This is a genomic window from Pseudoalteromonas sp. 3J6, assembly GCF_903995135.1.
In the GTDB taxonomy this organism is placed as follows: Bacteria; Pseudomonadota; Gammaproteobacteria; order Enterobacterales; family Alteromonadaceae; genus Pseudoalteromonas.
On the sequence record NZ_LR877185.1, the window covers coordinates 2,904,066 to 2,921,973 of the forward strand.

The 17,908-nt window shown below is 38.8% G+C and carries 16 protein-coding genes; 5 read left to right on the top strand and 11 right to left on the bottom strand.

Annotated elements, in window-relative coordinates:
- Positions 1 to 58: 58 nt before the first annotated feature.
- Positions 59 to 2,083, top strand: coding sequence for a methionine--tRNA ligase (gene metG, locus P3J6_RS13090; protein WP_041708923.1), 2,025 nt, complete (start codon positions 59 to 61; stop codon positions 2,081 to 2,083).
- A 56-nt stretch (positions 2,084 to 2,139) separates the two neighbouring features.
- On the opposite strand, the gene P3J6_RS13095 is transcribed toward metG, so the two are convergent.
- Both P3J6_RS13095 and P3J6_RS13100 read right to left on the bottom strand, forming a co-directional pair.
- Positions 2,140 to 2,817: a hypothetical protein gene (locus P3J6_RS13095; RefSeq protein ID WP_232735505.1), complete on the bottom strand. Its 678-nt coding sequence runs from the start codon at positions 2,815 to 2,817 to the stop codon at positions 2,140 to 2,142.
- A 160-nt stretch (positions 2,818 to 2,977) separates the two neighbouring features.
- Entirely contained in the window at positions 2,978 to 3,163 is a 186-nt protein-coding gene (locus tag P3J6_RS13100; RefSeq protein WP_178956151.1) for a hypothetical protein, read from the bottom strand.
- 139 nt (positions 3,164 to 3,302) lie between these two features.
- On the opposite strand from P3J6_RS13100, the gene P3J6_RS13105 reads away from it, so the two are divergent.
- On the top strand, positions 3,303 to 3,848 hold the full coding sequence (locus P3J6_RS13105) for a Tll0287-like domain-containing protein (RefSeq protein WP_198523251.1): 546 nt from the start codon (positions 3,303 to 3,305) through the stop codon (positions 3,846 to 3,848).
- Between the two features lie 8 nt (positions 3,849 to 3,856).
- On the opposite strand, the gene P3J6_RS13110 is transcribed toward P3J6_RS13105, so the two are convergent.
- Positions 3,857 to 4,363: a DUF2937 family protein gene (locus tag P3J6_RS13110; RefSeq protein WP_198523252.1), complete on the bottom strand. Its 507-nt coding sequence runs from the start codon at positions 4,361 to 4,363 to the stop codon at positions 3,857 to 3,859.
- 423 nt (positions 4,364 to 4,786) lie between these two features.
- Between P3J6_RS13110 and P3J6_RS13115 the strand changes: the two genes are divergently transcribed.
- Positions 4,787 to 5,527 (top strand): flagellar brake domain-containing protein, encoded by a 741-nt coding sequence (locus P3J6_RS13115; RefSeq protein WP_232735506.1) that lies wholly within the window; start codon positions 4,787 to 4,789, stop codon positions 5,525 to 5,527.
- Between the two features lie 61 nt (positions 5,528 to 5,588).
- Here P3J6_RS13115 and lepB read toward each other — a convergent pair whose 3' ends face one another.
- The 5 genes from lepB to aceK all read right to left on the bottom strand — a co-directional run bounded on the left by lepB (position 5,589) and on the right by aceK (position 9,916).
- Entirely contained in the window at positions 5,589 to 6,239 is a 651-nt protein-coding gene (lepB, locus tag P3J6_RS13120; protein ID WP_178956152.1) for a signal peptidase I, read from the bottom strand.
- A 123-nt stretch (positions 6,240 to 6,362) separates the two neighbouring features.
- Positions 6,363 to 6,617, bottom strand: a complete 255-nt coding sequence (locus P3J6_RS13125; RefSeq protein WP_008113615.1) for a DUF2999 family protein — start codon at positions 6,615 to 6,617, stop codon at positions 6,363 to 6,365.
- An 87-nt stretch (positions 6,618 to 6,704) separates the two neighbouring features.
- Positions 6,705 to 7,667, bottom strand: coding sequence for a zinc-binding dehydrogenase (locus P3J6_RS13130; RefSeq protein WP_198523253.1), 963 nt, complete (start codon positions 7,665 to 7,667; stop codon positions 6,705 to 6,707).
- Positions 7,668 to 7,686: 19 nt separating this feature from the next.
- Positions 7,687 to 8,079: a hypothetical protein gene (locus P3J6_RS13135; RefSeq protein WP_198523254.1), complete on the bottom strand. Its 393-nt coding sequence runs from the start codon at positions 8,077 to 8,079 to the stop codon at positions 7,687 to 7,689.
- A 46-nt stretch (positions 8,080 to 8,125) separates the two neighbouring features.
- A complete protein-coding gene (gene aceK / locus P3J6_RS13140; protein WP_198523255.1) occupies positions 8,126 to 9,916 on the bottom strand; it encodes a bifunctional isocitrate dehydrogenase kinase/phosphatase in 1,791 nt (596 codons plus the stop codon).
- A 117-nt stretch (positions 9,917 to 10,033) separates the two neighbouring features.
- Between aceK and P3J6_RS13145 the strand changes: the two genes are divergently transcribed.
- Positions 10,034 to 10,981 carry a LysR family transcriptional regulator gene (locus P3J6_RS13145; RefSeq protein WP_198523256.1) on the top strand — a complete coding sequence of 316 codons (948 nt, stop codon included), beginning with the start codon at positions 10,034 to 10,036 and terminating at the stop codon, positions 10,979 to 10,981.
- A 109-nt stretch (positions 10,982 to 11,090) separates the two neighbouring features.
- Complete coding sequence (locus P3J6_RS13150; protein WP_198523257.1) at positions 11,091 to 11,537, top strand: hypothetical protein; 447 nt, start codon at positions 11,091 to 11,093, stop codon at positions 11,535 to 11,537.
- Between the two features lie 11 nt (positions 11,538 to 11,548).
- Here P3J6_RS13150 and icd read toward each other — a convergent pair whose 3' ends face one another.
- The 3 genes from icd to P3J6_RS13165 form a co-directional block, all read right to left on the bottom strand.
- Positions 11,549 to 12,799 carry an NADP-dependent isocitrate dehydrogenase gene (icd, locus tag P3J6_RS13155; RefSeq protein ID WP_198523258.1) on the bottom strand — a complete coding sequence of 417 codons (1,251 nt, stop codon included), beginning with the start codon at positions 12,797 to 12,799 and terminating at the stop codon, positions 11,549 to 11,551.
- Between the two features lie 95 nt (positions 12,800 to 12,894).
- Positions 12,895 to 15,591: a 7TM diverse intracellular signaling domain-containing protein gene (locus tag P3J6_RS13160; protein ID WP_198523259.1), complete on the bottom strand. Its 2,697-nt coding sequence runs from the start codon at positions 15,589 to 15,591 to the stop codon at positions 12,895 to 12,897.
- 28 nt (positions 15,592 to 15,619) lie between these two features.
- Positions 15,620 to 17,890: a TonB-dependent receptor gene (locus P3J6_RS13165; protein WP_198523260.1), complete on the bottom strand. Its 2,271-nt coding sequence runs from the start codon at positions 17,888 to 17,890 to the stop codon at positions 15,620 to 15,622.
- Positions 17,891 to 17,908 lie beyond the last annotated feature (18 nt).

A 17,908-nucleotide genomic window follows, 5' to 3' on the forward strand; every position in this document is an offset into this window, starting at 1 on the left:
TCGATAATGTAATAATTTTCATCTGTTCCTGACTAGGAACGCTTAATTCGGAATGATTATGGCACAGCGAAAGATCCTGATTACTAGCGCATTACCTTATGCCAATGGCCCTACACATTTAGGGCATTTATTAGAGTATATTCAAACTGATATTTGGTCACGTTTTCAAAAACTACAAGGCCACGAAGCATACTATGTGTGCGCCGATGACGCTCATGGCACACCTATTATGCTTAATGCGCAAAAGCAAGGGATCACGCCTGAGGAAATGGTTAAAAACGTTAGCATAGAGCGCCAACGCGATTTTGCTGATTTCAATATCAAATTTGATAACTACCACAGCACTCACAGCCAAGAAAACAAAGAATTTAGTGAGCTTATTTATAACCGCCTTAACGATGCCGGTCATATTAAAAAGCACACTATTTCTCAGTTATTCGATCCAGAAAAAGGTATTTTTCTGCCAGACCGCTTTGTTACTGGCACCTGCCCTACCTGTAAATCAGAAGATCAAAACGGTGATAGCTGTGATGCCTGTGGCGCAACTTATAGCCCAACAGAGCTAATCAACCCACGCTCTGTCATGTCGGGTGCTGAGCCTATTTTAAAAGATTCTGAGCATTACTTTTTTGACTTACCCGCCTTTGAAGGCATGCTTAAAGAATGGCTACACTCAGGCACAATCCAGCAAGAAATGGCGAATAAGCTAGATGAGTGGTTTGCCGATGGTCTTCAGCAATGGGATATTAGCCGTGATGCACCTTATTTTGGTTTTGAAATTCCAAACGCACCAGGTAAATATTTTTACGTATGGCTAGATGCGCCTATTGGTTATATGGCGAGCTTTAAGAACTTATGTGACAAACAAGGCATCGACTTTGATGCGTTTTGGCAAGAAGGGTCTGACGCTGAGCTTTATCATTTCATTGGTAAAGACATTATCTATTTCCACAGCCTGTTTTGGCCTGCGATGTTAGAGGGCGCTCAATTTAGAAAGCCTACTAACGTATTTGCTCATGGATTTGTTACGGTGAATGGCGCGAAAATGTCTAAATCAAAAGGCACGTTTATTAAAGCGCGTACTTATTTAGATAACCTAGATCCTGAATTTTTACGTTATTACTACGCAGCTAAACTTAATAGTGGTATTACCGATTTAGACTTAAACCTAGAAGATTTTGCACAGCGTGTAAATTCAGACTTAGTGGGTAAAGTAGTTAATATTGCGAGCCGTTGTGCTGGCTTTATTACTAAAAAGTTTGACGGTAAGTTAAGCGACACAATTATGGAACCACAGCTGCTTGCTGAGTTTCAAAATGCCTCAGCCACTATTACTGAACATTACGAAAATCGTGAATACAGCCGCGCAATCCGTGAAATTATGGCGCTTGCTGATAAAGCAAATCAATTTATTGATAATGCTGCGCCTTGGGTGCTTATTAAAGACGAGTCTAAGCAAGAAGAAGCGCATCAGGTATGTTCGTTAGGACTTAACCTATTTCGCGTGCTGATCACTTACTTGAAGCCTGTACTACCTGGTATGGCAACAAATGTTGAAGCCTTTTTAAATGATGAGCTTACATGGCAAGGTGTGCAAACTGCACTAATAAGCCACCCTATCAATAAATTTAAGCCGTTAATGCAACGTGTTGAAATGGACAAAGTGAATAAAATGGTTGAAGAATCAAAAGAAAGCTTAATCGCTGAAAAAGACAAAATCGATCCTAATAGCCCACTGGCAAAAGAGCCTATCGCAGCTGAGATTGAATTTGATGACTTTGCAAAAGTAGATTTACGCGTTGCTAAAATTGCTAAAGCAGAGCACGTAGAAGGCGCAGACAAACTGCTTAAGTTAACTCTTGATTTAGGCGGCGAAACGCGCCAAGTATTTGCAGGCATTAAATCAGCTTACGCACCAGAAGACATCGAAGGAAAGCTAACTGTGATGGTTGCTAACCTTAAACCACGTAAAATGCGCTTTGGAATGTCTGAAGGTATGGTACTTGCTGCAGGCCCGGGCGGTAAAGAAATATACATTCTTAACCCAGACGATGGTTCAGAGCCTGGTATGCGAGTAATGTAAGCACTGTGCTTGTTTAAAAAGCCGCTAAATATTTAGCGGCTTTTTTATTGTTGACGTTATTTAGCTAAAGCGACTACTTTTGCTAAATGAATCACTAAGCATTGGGAGCTAATATAGATAAACCAATTTATATAGCGCACCTGAGGATAAAAACCTTGTCCTTGGTTACCATAAATCCAAAAAGCACCAATAATGGCATCAGCCAATGCAGCTAGTAAAAGCCCTAAGCTCACCCATATAATTGGTTTAGGGGCATAAAACCCACCATAAGTAACAACCAACACAAGACCCATAAGCCCCACGGCAGTTACCACCACACTATAAAAACCTGTCATAGCTAAAATTGGTATACCAGCTCCATCAAGATACATAGAGGCGAGTGACGTAGCACTTACAACCAGTACCGCAACTATGAAACAGGTGCTTTTTAGTCGCGATATAGCTTGCTGCCTTTTATAGGCCAACATACAGGCTAAAAATAAAAGGCTATAGCCAGGTGCAAACAATAAAATTGAATCAATTAAATAGTCATGCTTTATTAACGTTGCATAGCGATGATAGTGCTGGGATAAGTTAAAGTTAATTACATCCCCTACTATGCACAGCATTAAAGCTACGCTACATAGAAGCGCTATAAAGCGTAACTGCTTATCTTTAAACTGGTGAAATACCCAGCTCGTAATTGCCACACTATTAAACATCAGCAAACACAGCGAGCTCACTGTTAATAGCAATAAAATTTCTTTATTGTTAGGTGATATTAGCCCTATCAACAGCACAACTAAGGCGCATAACCAAGCAATAAAGGAAATAACCTGATGAGGGTGTTTTATAGATAAGGAATTGATTGCACTATCCGAAGTTTAAGATTCATAAATTTAATTTAGCAAATTATTATCGCTTAGGGTTTATTTTTTTAAGATCAGCTTGCACTTCTTTTTGTGTTTTTAGCCGACATTGTGCCAACTGCTCAAGTCGAATAGCCTTAATTGCCGCCAAGGGATCATCAGCACTAAGCCCACCAGCATCATAGGTGTTTTGTTGATTTATTACTTTATTATCATCTTGTCTAGTATGCATATTATTCTCACTTGGGACTGTTTATCGATTTTAGGCGCGGTACATCAAAAAATAAAAAAGTGCTGAAACACTGTACGATTTAGTTGAAAAACACCAGTTCATCTGTATATTAGATATTACTAATATATAGGGGTGTATTATGCGCATTATTTTACTTTTTTCCAGTTTATTTATTTCATCCGCTGCTTTTGCTAACAATACCGACGAGGCACGACAAACCATCAAGGCATTTTCAACTGATTTAAAACAGTTACTGGTTAGTACTATGAAGCAAAGCGGCCCACTAGCGGCAATAAGTGTATGCAATATAGCAGCACCCGCTATTGCTTCACAACACAGCAATAGTAAGTGGCAAATTAGCCGCAGTGCGTTAAAAACTCGTAACTCAGATAATCAACCCGATGCATGGCTCAAAAATGTTTTATTAAACTTTGAACAACGTAAGCTCAATGGCGAGCCTATAGCAAGCATAGAATATCAAGAGCAAAGACCGGATGGCTGGTATTTTGTAAAAGCGATCCCTACTCAAAAAGCGTGTTTGGCATGTCATGGCAGTCACATTGCCCCCGCAGTTTCTAAAAAAATAGCGACTTTATACCCTAATGATCAGGCAACTGATTTTAAACTGGGTGACATTCGTGGCGCCTTTATCGTTAAAAAGCCGATTAAAAAGCACCAACAGTAATTACGTCATTAAGCACTCGCTGCGTTTCGTTTTTTGTGGGCAACATATAAAGTATACGGCAACATTACGAGCTGATTTAATATGATAGCTAATATTAGCGCAAACAATAACGCACTGGTGGTTAAAGGAATACCTAACTTAAAGTTATCAAGTGTATTTTGTAATCTGTCGAAACGCTCAGGGGAGAATATATACAGCAATTTTTGCACTAAATTACCTTGCTCGAATAGCTTCATACCTTGATTTAAGTCAGCAAATAGCATCAAGGTTTGCTGTTTTTGTTCTGCATCTGCTCTGACACTCGGTTCAGTATTTGCTAAATGACGGTTTATCATTGCTTGTGTGCTAGAAAATTTATATTGCTTTGCTGTATCTGCATAGCCATCAACTTGCCACTTGGTCGCATGATACAAGCCCGCTAAATGTTGTTGGTAATGATCACTCAACTGCGGTAGTTGCAATGAAATAATAAAAGCACAAGCAAATATTAATTTATCAAGTATGTTAACGATCATCATCATCCTTTGTGCTACTTTGATTTAAACGTTTAGATGGTGTTTAAGGCCAGTTGACCTTTTGAGGTTAAATTTGCAAGGACCTAGGTATGTCACAATATAATAATTAAGTAGTATTGTAGATAGGTGGTACCATCACCCTTTGCTCAATCGCTTTGCAAGCACTAGTATTCTCTACATAAGCTCAAAAACCATAATACTTAACGTGATAAAGTTTATATAGGTATGGCTTCAATAGCAAAGCGCTTGAAGTGTTATAGGTATGCTCTTTACTTTAATGTTGCCAAAATAGCAACAGCTTTATAGATAAACCGGAGCTTATAACTGAAAAAACTCACTATAACCAGCATAAAGTATTAATTACCTCTCCTAAATCCCCCCTTTAATTCTAGTGATTTTTACACTATATTAAAAGATAATTAAGTGTCTGTTAATATTGAGAAAGAGTTTGTGGAAACGAATAACAATAACACCACTGTTGAAGATAATCCAACCGAAGACCAAAAGAAGTTTTTCCTCGATTTACTTCCTGGAAAGATGATCGATATACAATTTAACAACCCTATTCAAGTTCGCTTTAAGCTTACTTTAATTGGCTATGACACCGGTAAATATTTAATATTAAAATACCCTGCTCAAGCAGGTAAGAACGATTACAGCGATATTTTAGTTGAAGGCAATGGCGCTATTGTCCGTTATATCATTGAAGATGAACGCGGTGAATGTGTGGCTTTTTCAACCAGCATATTAGCAATTTCATTTCGCCCAGAACGATTAATTTATTTAGCTTACCCTAAAAAAATTGAAAGCCGTCAGCTGCGAGAAACAAGCAGGCTACCAACTCATATCCCAGCTAAAATAAGTTTACACAAAGGTGATGTAGACGCCGATAGTAAGAGCTTATTGCATGGGTTAATCATTGATATTTCACCCAGTGGCTGCCGCTTTGCGATACATGTGAGCTCTGGATTTGTTGCGCTAAAAAAACGCCAAGTATTTGTGCATATTTTGTCACCAATAGACAATAAGTCTGTCATAGTCACGTCCTATATCAGAAATAATCAAATGAAGGGTAATCGCCTAAGTGTTGGTATCGAGTTTGATGCATCAGAGCAAACGAAGCTAAATGAGCTACTCGAAGCGTATTCAATTGATATAGATTAGAAAAACCACAAACGAATTAAGGCTAACATATGCTTGGTTAGCCTTCATACCCACTGTTTTATTACTCTAAAGGTTTTAAGAACCGCTCTGTCCTAGGTAAGTAATAGTTATCGTAATCAAGCGATACAATCACACGCTCGGCTTTACCTAGTAGTTCATCACGTGGGATGAGCCCTATCACTCTAGAATCGGCACTATTATCGCGGTTATCACCCATAGCTAAATAGTAATGTTCAGGAATTGTTATTTCATCAAAGCTCGATAAACGTGATCGTGTATTACTAACGCGGATTGAATGCTTATAACCATTTAAGTTTTCTATTTTATCTGAAGAAGTCGTATTACTTTGCAAATTTGTGTAATTAAGCTTTTTACCATTGATTATGAGTTGATTATTTTTAAGTACAATAGTATCTCCAGGTACACCTATTACGCGCTTGATCAAGCGGTTATCCGCTACTTTCGAGTCAAATACAATAATATCGCCAGTTTGTGGGTCCGCCATTCTCAACAGGGATACATGCGTGAATGGTATACGTAAATCATACGCCATTTTATCGGTAAGGATTCGGTCGCCTTCTTCAATAGTCGGTTTCATTGAACCTGTTGGTATTTCGTACCAATCGGCGACGGCACTACGAAATACACTCATTAAAATAATGAATACAATTAAAGAGCGATTATTTTTCCAAAATTTATAAAGTTGCTTCATGTTTTGTCTCTGCTATGGGTTAAGTATTTATTTGACTGTATAAACGCAGAGCCGTTCAAAGGAGTGTGTAACAAAACATGTTTAATGATAGAGACATGTATAAAACATGTCTCTAAAGATGGTTTACTGCTGATTTAACTTGTCTTTCGCTTCTTGTACTTTTGCAAAATCAAGCCCTAATTCATCAGTAGCTTCTTTAATCAAATGCGGTTGAGTCATCACTACAGCCATTAATTGCTGAAGTTTTTCTGGTGGTATACCCAGCTCTTGCACTAATGCCATAGCCATCATTGGGTTTTGGGTAAATGCTTCAAACAACGCGGCTACTTTTTCATCACTGACGTTGTGCTCTTTTAATATTGCAATAATAGGATTCATTATTTGCCTTAATATTTTATAGTGTTCACTAAATTATATGGGCGCACAGCCTAATTAACAATATTAATCCTGCTATGCTCATGTACGTTACTCAACCAGCAAAACCACTTTACCGGAATTTTCGTTGCGCTCTAAAATGGCATGAGCCTCACTAGCTTGTTGCCATGGCATGGTTCTATAAATATTAAAGTCATAGTTCTGGTTGGCAATATCATCGTAAAAACGCGCGACAAAGGCATCTCTCAGAGCGCGTTTAAACTCAATACTGCGATTACGAAGTGTTGATGCATGAAACGAAATCCGCTTTTGTAATAAACGTGCAAAGTCTACCTCTGCAAAGCGCCCGTCTAAAAATGCCAGCATAATAATCTGACAATCCATTGCGGCCACTATGGCATTTTTATTTAAATAGCTACCAGAAACAGGGTCAACAATTGCGTTTGCAGTGAGCTTATGTGATTTCATATACTCAACAAAATCAGTGGTTTTATAATTAATTACGTGGTCAGCACCCAACCTTTTAGCATGTTCACATTTTTCATCCGAACCTGCGGTAATCACTACTTGTGCACCAGCACTTTTTGCCATCTGAATAGCCGCACCACCAACACCACTAGCACCTGCATGAATAAGCGCCGTTTGCCCTGATTGTAACTTGCCTAATTCAAATAGCGCACCAAAGGCTGTTAAATACACTTCGCTTATAGCGGCACCTTGCGCCATAGAGATATGATCAGGCAATATCATTAACTGCTGCGCATCTACTGCGACATATTCACTGTAAGCGCCACCAGCACATAAAGTAAAAATACGCTTACCGAGCCATTTAGGGTCTACCTCACTGCCAAGCTCACACACGGTGCCTGCACACTCAAGTCCTAAAATAGGGCTATCCCCTTCAGGGGCAGGATACTTACCTTGACGCTGCATACAATCAGCGCGGTTAACCCCAATCGCTGCCACTTTTACCAGCACTTCATTATTGTTAACCTTCGGTTTATCGGTTTTCGAAAACGCTAACTGCTGCTCATGATGTGAAATGTACTGCATAAGTCTCCTTGTATTGGGTTTATTTGATTTTTCGCCACACTTCGGCTTCAACTAGCTGGCCATTTTCTGTAAGAGAATGATGCCACAAATTCCCTTCAACTTTATAATCAAAAGCCATGGTTTTACCCATCAATGATGCAATATTGCCATACTCAAAGGTTTCAATAAATTGCCCATCGTTTAATTGGTACTGGCCACCACCAGCATAACTAAATTGGCCATTTTTTTCTGTGATATAGCTAAAGTGTGTTGCTGTTACTAATTTGATTGAAGTTATCTCTGGGGCTTTAGCGCTGACAAACCCATCTTCTACCGCGTATTTTCCTTGAACAAACTCCCATGTACCTAATAGGGGATTGGCAAATACAGAGTATGGCAATAAAACTAAGCAAGCGAGTATAGTAAATTTCATCATAATCCTTATCGTGTTAACTGTGCCTGAAGAAACCAACTCAGCGTTAATTTACTGACATAGTATTAAAACGCCAACTTTGCTTATAAGGGTATACATCCGGAAGCTGGCCTTGCTCAATTCCTTGCTGGGTCATTTGCCAGTACTTTGCTGTAAATAAGTCACTATGGTAATGATTAAAGTGGTTAAACGCGCTGTTACTGGCACTAAAAAACACTTTAAATTGACTGGGAAATATATCATTTTGATCTATATCAAAATAGCTGTGTGAGCTTAATTCTTCTAACGCGTTTTGTGTATTTGGCACGTCTCTAAAATTGCAATCGGTAAGAGGGCAAATTTCATCATAATCATAAAATACTACTCGCCCCCAACGCGTTACGCCGAAGTTTTTCATCAGCATGTCACCAGCAAAGATATTAGCACTGGCAAGCTCTTTAATCGCTTTACCATAATCAATCATCACCTGCTGCAGTGATTTACTATTACACTGATTAATATACAAATTAAGCGGTGTCATTTTTCGTTCAACGTAAACATGTTTTAGTATTAAGGCTTTGCCGGAAATGACTAAGCTATCGCCAATATGTTTTTTCATTTGTATTAGCAGTTCATCACTAAAACGGCTTAAGTCAAATGCAAGGTATCTAAATTCATGAGTATCAACTAATCGCCCTACTCTGTCAGCTTGTTTTACGAAGTTATATTTATCTTTTACTTGTTGTTTAGTTGCTGTTTTTGGGGCACTAAACTTATCTTTTATTACCTTGTATACATAATCTAGGCCGTCAATGGTAAAAACTAGCATCACCATACCCGGAGTCCCTGGCGCTAGATGGTACGTGTATTCTTCGGGACTACTTTTAGTCGTATCTACTTTATAACGATAAAATTCGGTTTTTGCATGTTTAATAAAACCAATCGCATTAAATAATTCAAAACGTTGTTTGTGAGGCATTAATACACTGAGGTAGTCAACATAACGAGCAGGTTGGTCGGTATCTACCATAAAATAGGTACGTGCGAAGCCAAATAATAAACTAAGTTGATCAGCCCCCATCATTACAGCATCAATTGTAAGCCCATCGGGGGTATTTAAAATAGCAATTGCAAAGGGCATGTTATCTCCATTTTTTGCAATACATCGCCCTATGACATAACACGCCTTATTACGATAAAAATGCGAATTGGCGTATTCAATATAACCGTCATTTAAGTTTATTAATTCGTATACTTGTCGACATTGCTGCTGAGCACCTTGCGTTAACGTTGCTTGTAGCTTAGTTAAATCACTACTTAAATCTTTAAAGGGGACTCTAAACACTTGCTCATTTAATAAGGCTTTAATTGCCTGATCAAACCCTTCTTTTAAGGAGATACGACTTACAAGCCCTTCATAGGAGCGCGGCTGACCTCGGTATTTTGCTTTTAATACAAATAAGTGAACTGTGCGAATTTTTTTATCATCCCAAATAGCGCCAAAAGTAGAATTAAAAAATGTATGCGCAATGGGCTGGTTTTCATGCTCTTTTACCATCTCACCATAAATATTTTTTGCCCGCTGCCATGTTTGAGGGCAGTTCAATTCATCATAAGCAATCACTCTAACGGCTTCACTTACTTGCTTTACTTGGCGTTCATACACTTGTAAGCGCTCTCGCATTGCTGCTTGCACCTCATGGTACTGGCGTTGTTCAAAGCGACTTTGTGCCCCTAAGGTGATATTTAAAAATTGTGCAAACATAGCCTCAAAGCCTGCAAATATCGCTCGGGCTAACTGAGTGGCGATAACAGATTGTACCGAATTATGTTGAGAGGTTAATGGCGTACTTGGCATGATTTAGGCGCTTCTATTTTTAGCAATTATGCTGATTATTTTTTATTAGAGGTTTACACCTTAGCAAGCACACTTTAATTTAGGTAATTAATACAGCAAATAAATAAAATTGATCATATGAATATAAGAAATGTCGACCTCAATTTACTCGTCTATTTAAATGTATTAATAGATGAAAAAAGTGTATCAAAAGCAGCTAATAAGCTTGCTTTAACCCAACCTGCGATGAGTAATGCGTTAAAACGTTTAAGAGATTTATTTGATGATCCTTTGCTGGTGCGAGCTGCGGGCTCTATGACTCCCACAGCCAAAGCACTGTCGCTCAAACCTGAAATTGAAGCACTGCTTAAAATGGCAGAGGAGATCACTCAGCCAAGTGAGCAGTTTAACCCAGCAACTGCGCAAGTTACATTTCGTATTATGGCAAACGATTATTTAGAATCGACCCTCATCGCCCCCTTTATTTGCGAACAACTAGCTAAAAACCCAGGCATTGACTTTGATGTGCTAAGCCCCAGCGATGTAAATTTACAAGATATGGAAAAAGGCACAATTGATTTGGCAATAAATCGCTTTAATGGCCTCCCGCGCTCTTTTCATCAGGCAACTGTATGGCGAGATAATTATTGTTGTTTAACCCATCCAAATAATGCTTTTTTAACGGATGCTCACTTAAATCAATATCTACAAAGCGAGCATATATGGGTTAACCGCGCAGGATGGGGGCCAGAGCCCGCGGTAACTAACAAATCAGGAAAACAAAAATTAGGCTGGGTAGATGAAGCTTTGTGGCAATTAGAACAAACCCGTAAAATACGCGTATTCACTCGCCATTACATGATTGCCAGCTTACTGTGTCAATCTGAGCAACTCATAGCAACGCTACCCCGTCGTCAAGCAAAACTATTAACTAGTCACACTAATTTAGTGATTAGCCCAGTACCATTTCAAGTTGTCCCTATAGAAGTAAAAATGATATGGAGCCCGTTATTACACCACACACCAGCGCATCAATGGCTTAGACGTGAGTTATTGGCGTTCGCAAATACAGTGGTTGATAGGTAACATATAAAAATATTGATTAAATCAATATCAATTATTGAAAACAACAATTTCATTAATATTACACTTAGCGCTACAGTGAAGTTAAGCCAACAAACTAAGAGTAATAATTATGCAAACATCAGCAAGCTTCACACAACAAGACGGGTTATTCATTGATGCAAATTTACATCAATTCATTGAACAACAATTATGCCCAAATACGCAGCTTGAGACGGGTCACGTTTACCAGTCACTTGCCACATTAGTTGATGAATTCGGCTGTAAGTGTCGTAAAAATAAACATCAAGAAAACGATATTCTCGACGTAAACACTTTATTAAGTGCCTATCAACGTAAAAGCCATCCTCATTGCCATGTTGATGCACAAACAACCGAAGCTGTATTAGATGAATACTGCTGTCAAGTACCAGCCATTATTGTAGTTGCGTTAATGGATACGCTCAGTGGCACTGTATGTGACGAGCCAAGTGCACATGAGCTTTATCACAGAGCAGCAGAGCTAACAGAGCGTCCATGTGTTCATCGTCAAGCAACCGCTAACGCTTCAGCAGCTTAACATGCAGTCGTTTAAAAGTGCTCGATAACCTTACTAGCAAATTGTTTGCAGCTTAAGGTTGTCGAGTTATGATTTGAATGAGCCAAATCAAAAGTTACCTGGCCACTGGCAAATGTAGTTTCTAAGGCGCTTTCGATTAAACGTGCCGCTTCATCCCATCCCATAAATTTTAGCATTAGCACCGCGCTTAATAAGCTACTACTTGGGTTTGCCTTATCTTGACCAGCTATTCGCTCGAACGTGCCATGGGTCGGCTCAAAAAAAGCCACCTCTGTATTTAAATTGGCGGCAGGCATAATCCCTACCCCCCCAACCTGTGCACTGAGCATATCGGCTAAAAAGTCACCATTTTGATTTGTGGTAGCCACCACATCAAATTGCGCAGGATCCATCAAGCATTGCTGCAACATATTATCGGCAATTACTTCTTTAATAATCAAGGGGGGTAAATCGATTCGTTCTATTTCAAGCCAACGCCCATTTTCATGTTCTTTGGCATTATATTCTTGTTTTGCGAGCGCAAAGCCCCAGCGTTTAAACGCCCCATCGGTAAATTTAAGAACATTACCTTTGTGCACTAACGTAAGTGACTCTCTCTCATTTTTAAGGGAATAATTAATGGCAAAGCGTATTAATCGCTCTGACCCTTCTTTAGATATATTTTTAATCCCTATACCACACTCTTGAGCGAAACGAAGACGGGTTACGCCCATTTCTTCACACAAAAAATCGAGCACTTTTTCACTTTCAACACTCCCCGCCTGCCATTCAATTCCTGAATATACGTCTTCACTGCTATCGCGCAACACAGTAATATTAGTGGTAAAAGGGTTTTTTAATGGCGTGGGTAAAGCACTAAAGCCTTTTATAGTGCGCATATTAACAAATAAATCCATTTCATGGCGAAGCGCAACATTAAGAGAGCGAAAGCCACCGCCTAAAGGTGTGGTTAGCGGCCCTTTTATAGCAATTTTGCATTCACGTACTGCATTAATGGTTTCTTGAGGGAACCAGTCGCCATCATAAAGCTGGGCCGCTTGTTCACCATTATACACCTGCATCCAATGTATCTTACGTTCCTTGCCATAACAATGTTCTATGGCAGCATCCACTACTTGACGCATTACTGGCATCACATCTAAGCCAACACCATCACCGTCAATATAGGCAATAATAGGTTGTTCGGGTATATGCCACTGTCCTTGATCATCAATGTGAATATTGTCGCCATTGTCTGGCACCTTAATATGTTGATACTGCATACGTCCTCCTACAAGAGAATATATTTAAGCATGCATAACCCTACTTGTCTTCATAACAAAGCGTATAGCGGTTATTCAACGATAAAATGTAAAATTTAAGGTGCTTTTTTAACGGTTAAAATAACGTCAATCGCATTGAGTAGAGCCTCAACTTGTTGTATGTCGAAAGCGTCAGGTGAAGACTTTAAGTTTGTTTCAAAATCAACAGCCTGTTTATACAACGCTTTGCATTCAAACATTCCAGCCGTTCCTTTGATCATATGCACGCTGCGTGCAAAACCCGTTATATCACCCTGCTTAAATTGAGACACTAACGTGTCTTTTTGTTTATTTAACCCTTTAATATATTCCTGCTTGAGTAGTGCAAACTCCTCATCGGGTAGCTTAATGTTCTCGCATATATCAATATCAAGATAACTTGCAATTTTACTACTAAAACAGCTTCTATCTATAGGTTTGGCAATATGATCAGTAAAACCTTGTTTTAAATAGCGATCAATTTCATGCTTCATCGTGTTAGCAGTGAGCGCCACAATGGGTGTTGTTACCCCTGTTGCTTGTATAATCTTAATTGCTTGCTCACCATCCATAATTGGCATTTGAATATCTAATAAAATTAAGTCGAAGCTTTCATCCATCGCTGCTTGCGCTGCATCTCGACCATTTTCAACAGCGACAACGGTTAACCCCATCCGCTCTAAAATTCGCTTAATAAGCTGACGATTTTCTGGATGGTCTTCAGCCACAAGTACTCTACCCACTAAATTTCGCTGACTATTATTTGAAAATAGTTCTTTAGTTTGTGGCTTACGTATATCGTCGAATGTGTTAACCCATTGCGTATGTTCGGTTGTATTTAACTCCATAGTAAAGCAAAACTCACTACCCCTACCTACCACAGAAAATACAGTAATATCGCCATTTAGTTTATTTGCTAAGCTTTTTGATATATTTAAGCCAAGTCCAGTACCACCGTATTTACGAGAAATGGACGAGTCAGCTTGGTGAAAGGGAGTAAACAAGTCTTTTTGCTCACTTTCAGTCATTCCAATGCCCGTGTCTTCAACTTTAATTATTAGTTGCTTTTGATTGCAACTCACCGTCAGCATTATGTAACCCTGGGTAGTAAATTTAAGTGCATTGGTTGCTAAATTTAATAATATTTGCCTAAGTCGAGTTGGATCTGAGACTATCCAATCTGGTAATGGAAATTGATAATCAACTTTGAATTTTAAGCCTTTATCGCGGATTTGCTTTCCTAGTAATGATTCAATTTCAGCAATAGTGGCAAACAAATCCGTTTCAACTAATTCTATCTCTAAACGGTTAGCCTCAATTTTCGACATATCCAAAATATCGTTAATTAGCCCAAGTACATGACGACTGTTTTGCAAAATCACCCTGATCCCATGATTTCTTTCATGAGGCTGTATATCACCTAAAATTATCCCATCAGCATAACCAATAATGGATGTCATTGGGGTGCGGATCTCATGGCTCATGTTAGCTAAAAATCGACTTTTAGCTTCACTTGCATCACGAAGCTCTTCCGCCAATTGTTGTAACTCTTGGGTACGCAGTTCGACCTTGTGTTCCAAATTTTTAGTCAGTTCAACATTCTGATGATGCAAAATACTGAATTTATTTGCGACAGCAAAAGCAAGTAATACTGCATCGAGCGCTGTGCCAATAAGTCCAAGTAAATAGAGATCCATTTTTATTGGCTCAATAAGTCCTAGATTAGTTAAATTGCCAACCATATTAGGAATGGCCATAGCCAAATAGGCGAGAACAAAATAGCGAGCTGGTTTAAAGCCACTGATCCAGCTTCGTATACCAACAACCATACCTAGAGATAAAGTTGCCCCTGTTACTAAAGTGGCCCAAATAAAGCCAAAACCAGGCCAAACCATTGCAAAAGGTGCGCCTGCGGTGGCAACAATGCCTAAGTAGATTGATAATCGAGATAACTTAGGAGACGTGTCTTTTAATTTAAGTAAGCTGTTAAAAAATAAAATATTTGTGATGGGAATTAAAGTAAAACCTAACCAATGAAAATGGGCATTGTAAAAACCAAAAATTTGATCCGGTATATGAAAAAACTGACTCCAAGCCAACACCCAGCATGCTGTGAACATGGCGTAGTACAAATGGGTTTTATCTCTATCACCCAAGTAAATAAGAAAATTGTATAAACCTAACGCAATACCAACCCCAAAGCACAGCAACATAATCATGTTGTCTGAGGTTTTTCTTACAAAAAAATCGTCATAAGATGAAAGCACTAATTTTGGTGGAGTATAAAAATATTCACTTTGAAATTTTGCAATTAATACGTAAGAACGATTAGGCGTCAGCTTAACTTTATTCCCATAGTGAAATGCAAACTCATTTGGGTAACCCCCCCCAGTGACATACTGCTTTATTGGTTCATCAAAGTTCGATATATCATAAATCCGGGTTTCGATTTTTGAAAGTAACGTGTTATACGGATAGAGCACCAGTTCATCTAAATCTGTTTTATTTTCAAGTGCTATGACAAACCAAAAACTACCACCAAAAAACGATGTTCTTGATTGTGGTTGTTTATCTTCAAGCCACATTTCTATTTCACTGTGGTTACGGGGAAAAGTACCACTCGTTACCTGAAATACATGACCCTGACCGAGCAAATCAGTATCTTGTTGTTTTAAAGTATAAACAATAGGAGCGAGTGTATCTGCCGGCGCTAAATTGCTAAAGCACAAAAATATACAATATAAAAATAGCTTTAGAACTGCCTTCATTGGCATACTTCGCACCTTAATTTAAAGACTAAAATTAAAACTGATAACTAACATCTAAACCAAAACGCCTGCCTTCACCTTTAAAGTCTTCAAGCATGCCAAGGAAAGAGCTTAAATCAAATTTTAAGTGGCTATATTGCGTACCAAATAGGTTTTTTCCCCAAATAGCAATCGCCCAGTTATCATGTTGATACTGTATGTTTGCGTTAAAAATACTATAGCCATCTTGCATAGCATAAGGGTTTTGATTCTGATCAAAATAATAGTCGGATTGATAATCAACTAATAATTGCGTTATTAGTGGGTGATTCGCCAACTCAAGCGTGTATTCAATGCCTGCACTGAGGTTCCATTTTGAGGTAAACGGCAAGCGATTATCTGATAATGCGTTACCTAAAGGATCAACATATTCTTCAAACTCTGCATGGGGTATATAACCCATAGCAAACTTAACATTCAAATCACCGGTCAGCCAATACTCAAAATCAGCCTCTAGGCCATATATAGTCGAATCTGCCACATTTTCTAATAATTGAATAGGCGGGCTCTGATCAGATACTGAAGGCTGATTCATAAACACCTGTTGGTCATTATAATCATAATAAAATGCAGCCCAATTAAATCGCATGCCCAACTGTGGCCACCAAGACTTTGAGCCAATTTCATGTGAGTTCAATCGTTCTTTTTGATAATCAGCAAGCTGTGCTTGTTCAACCGATGATAAAAACCCACCGTTATAGCCTCCGCTTTTTGCGCCATTAGCAAATCGATAATAGGCATAGGTCGCATCATCCAGCTTAACGTTCACAGCCAACTGACCAGAAATGCCATTATCTGATTGCTCTCCCTGAACACGATAAAATGGCACCTTAACTCCGGTTAAATCGTTAGGGTCTAAAATAATATTAAGCTGGGATGTTGAGTCGTAATCTAAAGACTCATAAGAATAACGAAGCCCAGCGGTAATTAGCCAATCTTGGTTTAATTGATAGTCAAGTTGGGTAAACGCTGCAATGCTCTTTGTTATTATCCTATTATCATAGAAAAAAGTAGCGGTTAAATCTGTCTCTAAAATGCCTCGATAATCTCGCAAAATATCATTTACATTGTCTTGAATAATAGACTCATCAGCATAATAAATTCCCGTTGTAAGAAAATGCTCTGCGAGCTGAGATTGCAACCGAAACTCTTGCGTTACTAAATCAGTATTTAAACCTAAATTGCCTTCACATAACCGTGCTGGAGAGCCATCACAGTTAAAGGCATGATCACGCTTTAACTTGTTATAGCTAGTTAGTGAAATAAGCTCATTGTGTGTATCCAATTGCCAATTAACATGGGCACTCCCTCCCTTACCATCGGTTTTATGTGGCGAATTATTATTAACGCTTACTGTATAAAAATCATCACTGCCATCATTAAATCCAAAGTTATCAAAACAGGTGGTTGAACCTGCTTGTGCTGGCGAGCACCGCTCTCCAGTCAGCGGATTAGCAATAACCCCAATACTGCCAACAGGCTGAACTATGCCATCCCAATCAGAAATATGCCCTTTTATCAACAACTGGACAGTGTCAAAGTCAGCTAAAAAAGATACTCGACCATTTGTTTGCCGCATGCCCGCTGTTGGTGAATCAGCAAAAATATTGTTTGTAGAATAATCATAATTTTGATGGTTTAGCGCAACACGAACGGCTGTGTTTTCTCCAATAGCTGAATTAAACATAGCATCAACACTGGTTGCATTATTATTAGCAACACCTGTACTTAAATAACCACTTTGTTCAAACTCAGGGCGTTTAGAGCGGATTAAAATAGCCCCACCAGTGGAATTACGACCAAATAAAGTTCCTTGAGGGCCGCGCAAAATGTCAATCTGCTCAATATCAAACAAGTTAACAATTTGGTTACTGGCAGAGCCCACGGCTATTTCATCAACATACATAGCCACCGGCGATGTATTAGCTGTATTGTAATCAACTAATCCAACACCACGAATATTAACCGCTGGCGGTGTACCTTCCGCCGCGTTTTGGCTAATTTTTAAATTAGGGGCAAATACAGATAACTCTGTTGAGTCTTTAACCTGTTGCGCTTTGAGATCATCCCCTGTTACTGTGCTAACAGAAATGCCGACTTCTTCAATTTTTTGCGCTCTTTTTTGCGCATAAACCTCAATGATTTCCATATTAGGCTGATCATCACTTTTACCCTCTACAACAACTTTCGCCTGCAGTGGTAGTAAAAAACCTGGTAAGCATACCAACCATATATTTTTATTCAGAAGCTTGCCTTTATTTTTCATTTCACGTGACCTTTACGC

Excerpts from the sequence above, each read along its gene's own strand:
- metG (WP_041708923.1), top strand. The coding sequence starts at position 59 with ATGGCACAGCGAAAGATCCTGATTACTAGCGCATTACCTTATGCCAAT.
- P3J6_RS13100 (WP_178956151.1), bottom strand. The coding sequence starts at position 3,163 with ATGCATACTAGACAAGATGATAATAAAGTAATAAATCAACAAAACACC.
- P3J6_RS13105 (WP_198523251.1), top strand. The coding sequence starts at position 3,303 with ATGCGCATTATTTTACTTTTTTCCAGTTTATTTATTTCATCCGCTGCT.
- P3J6_RS13110 (WP_198523252.1), bottom strand. The coding sequence starts at position 4,363 with ATGATCGTTAACATACTTGATAAATTAATATTTGCTTGTGCTTTTATT.
- lepB (WP_178956152.1), bottom strand. The coding sequence starts at position 6,239 with ATGAAGCAACTTTATAAATTTTGGAAAAATAATCGCTCTTTAATTGTA.
- P3J6_RS13125 (WP_008113615.1), bottom strand. The coding sequence starts at position 6,617 with ATGAATCCTATTATTGCAATATTAAAAGAGCACAACGTCAGTGATGAA.
- P3J6_RS13130 (WP_198523253.1), bottom strand. The coding sequence starts at position 7,667 with ATGCAGTACATTTCACATCATGAGCAGCAGTTAGCGTTTTCGAAAACC.
- P3J6_RS13135 (WP_198523254.1), bottom strand. The coding sequence starts at position 8,079 with ATGAAATTTACTATACTCGCTTGCTTAGTTTTATTGCCATACTCTGTA.
- aceK (WP_198523255.1), bottom strand. The coding sequence starts at position 9,916 with ATGCCAAGTACGCCATTAACCTCTCAACATAATTCGGTACAATCTGTT.
- P3J6_RS13145 (WP_198523256.1), top strand. The coding sequence starts at position 10,034 with ATGAATATAAGAAATGTCGACCTCAATTTACTCGTCTATTTAAATGTA.
- P3J6_RS13150 (WP_198523257.1), top strand. The coding sequence starts at position 11,091 with ATGCAAACATCAGCAAGCTTCACACAACAAGACGGGTTATTCATTGAT.
- icd (WP_198523258.1), bottom strand. The coding sequence starts at position 12,799 with ATGCAGTATCAACATATTAAGGTGCCAGACAATGGCGACAATATTCAC.
- P3J6_RS13160 (WP_198523259.1), bottom strand. The coding sequence starts at position 15,591 with ATGCCAATGAAGGCAGTTCTAAAGCTATTTTTATATTGTATATTTTTG.
- P3J6_RS13165 (WP_198523260.1), bottom strand. The coding sequence starts at position 17,890 with ATGAAAAATAAAGGCAAGCTTCTGAATAAAAATATATGGTTGGTATGC.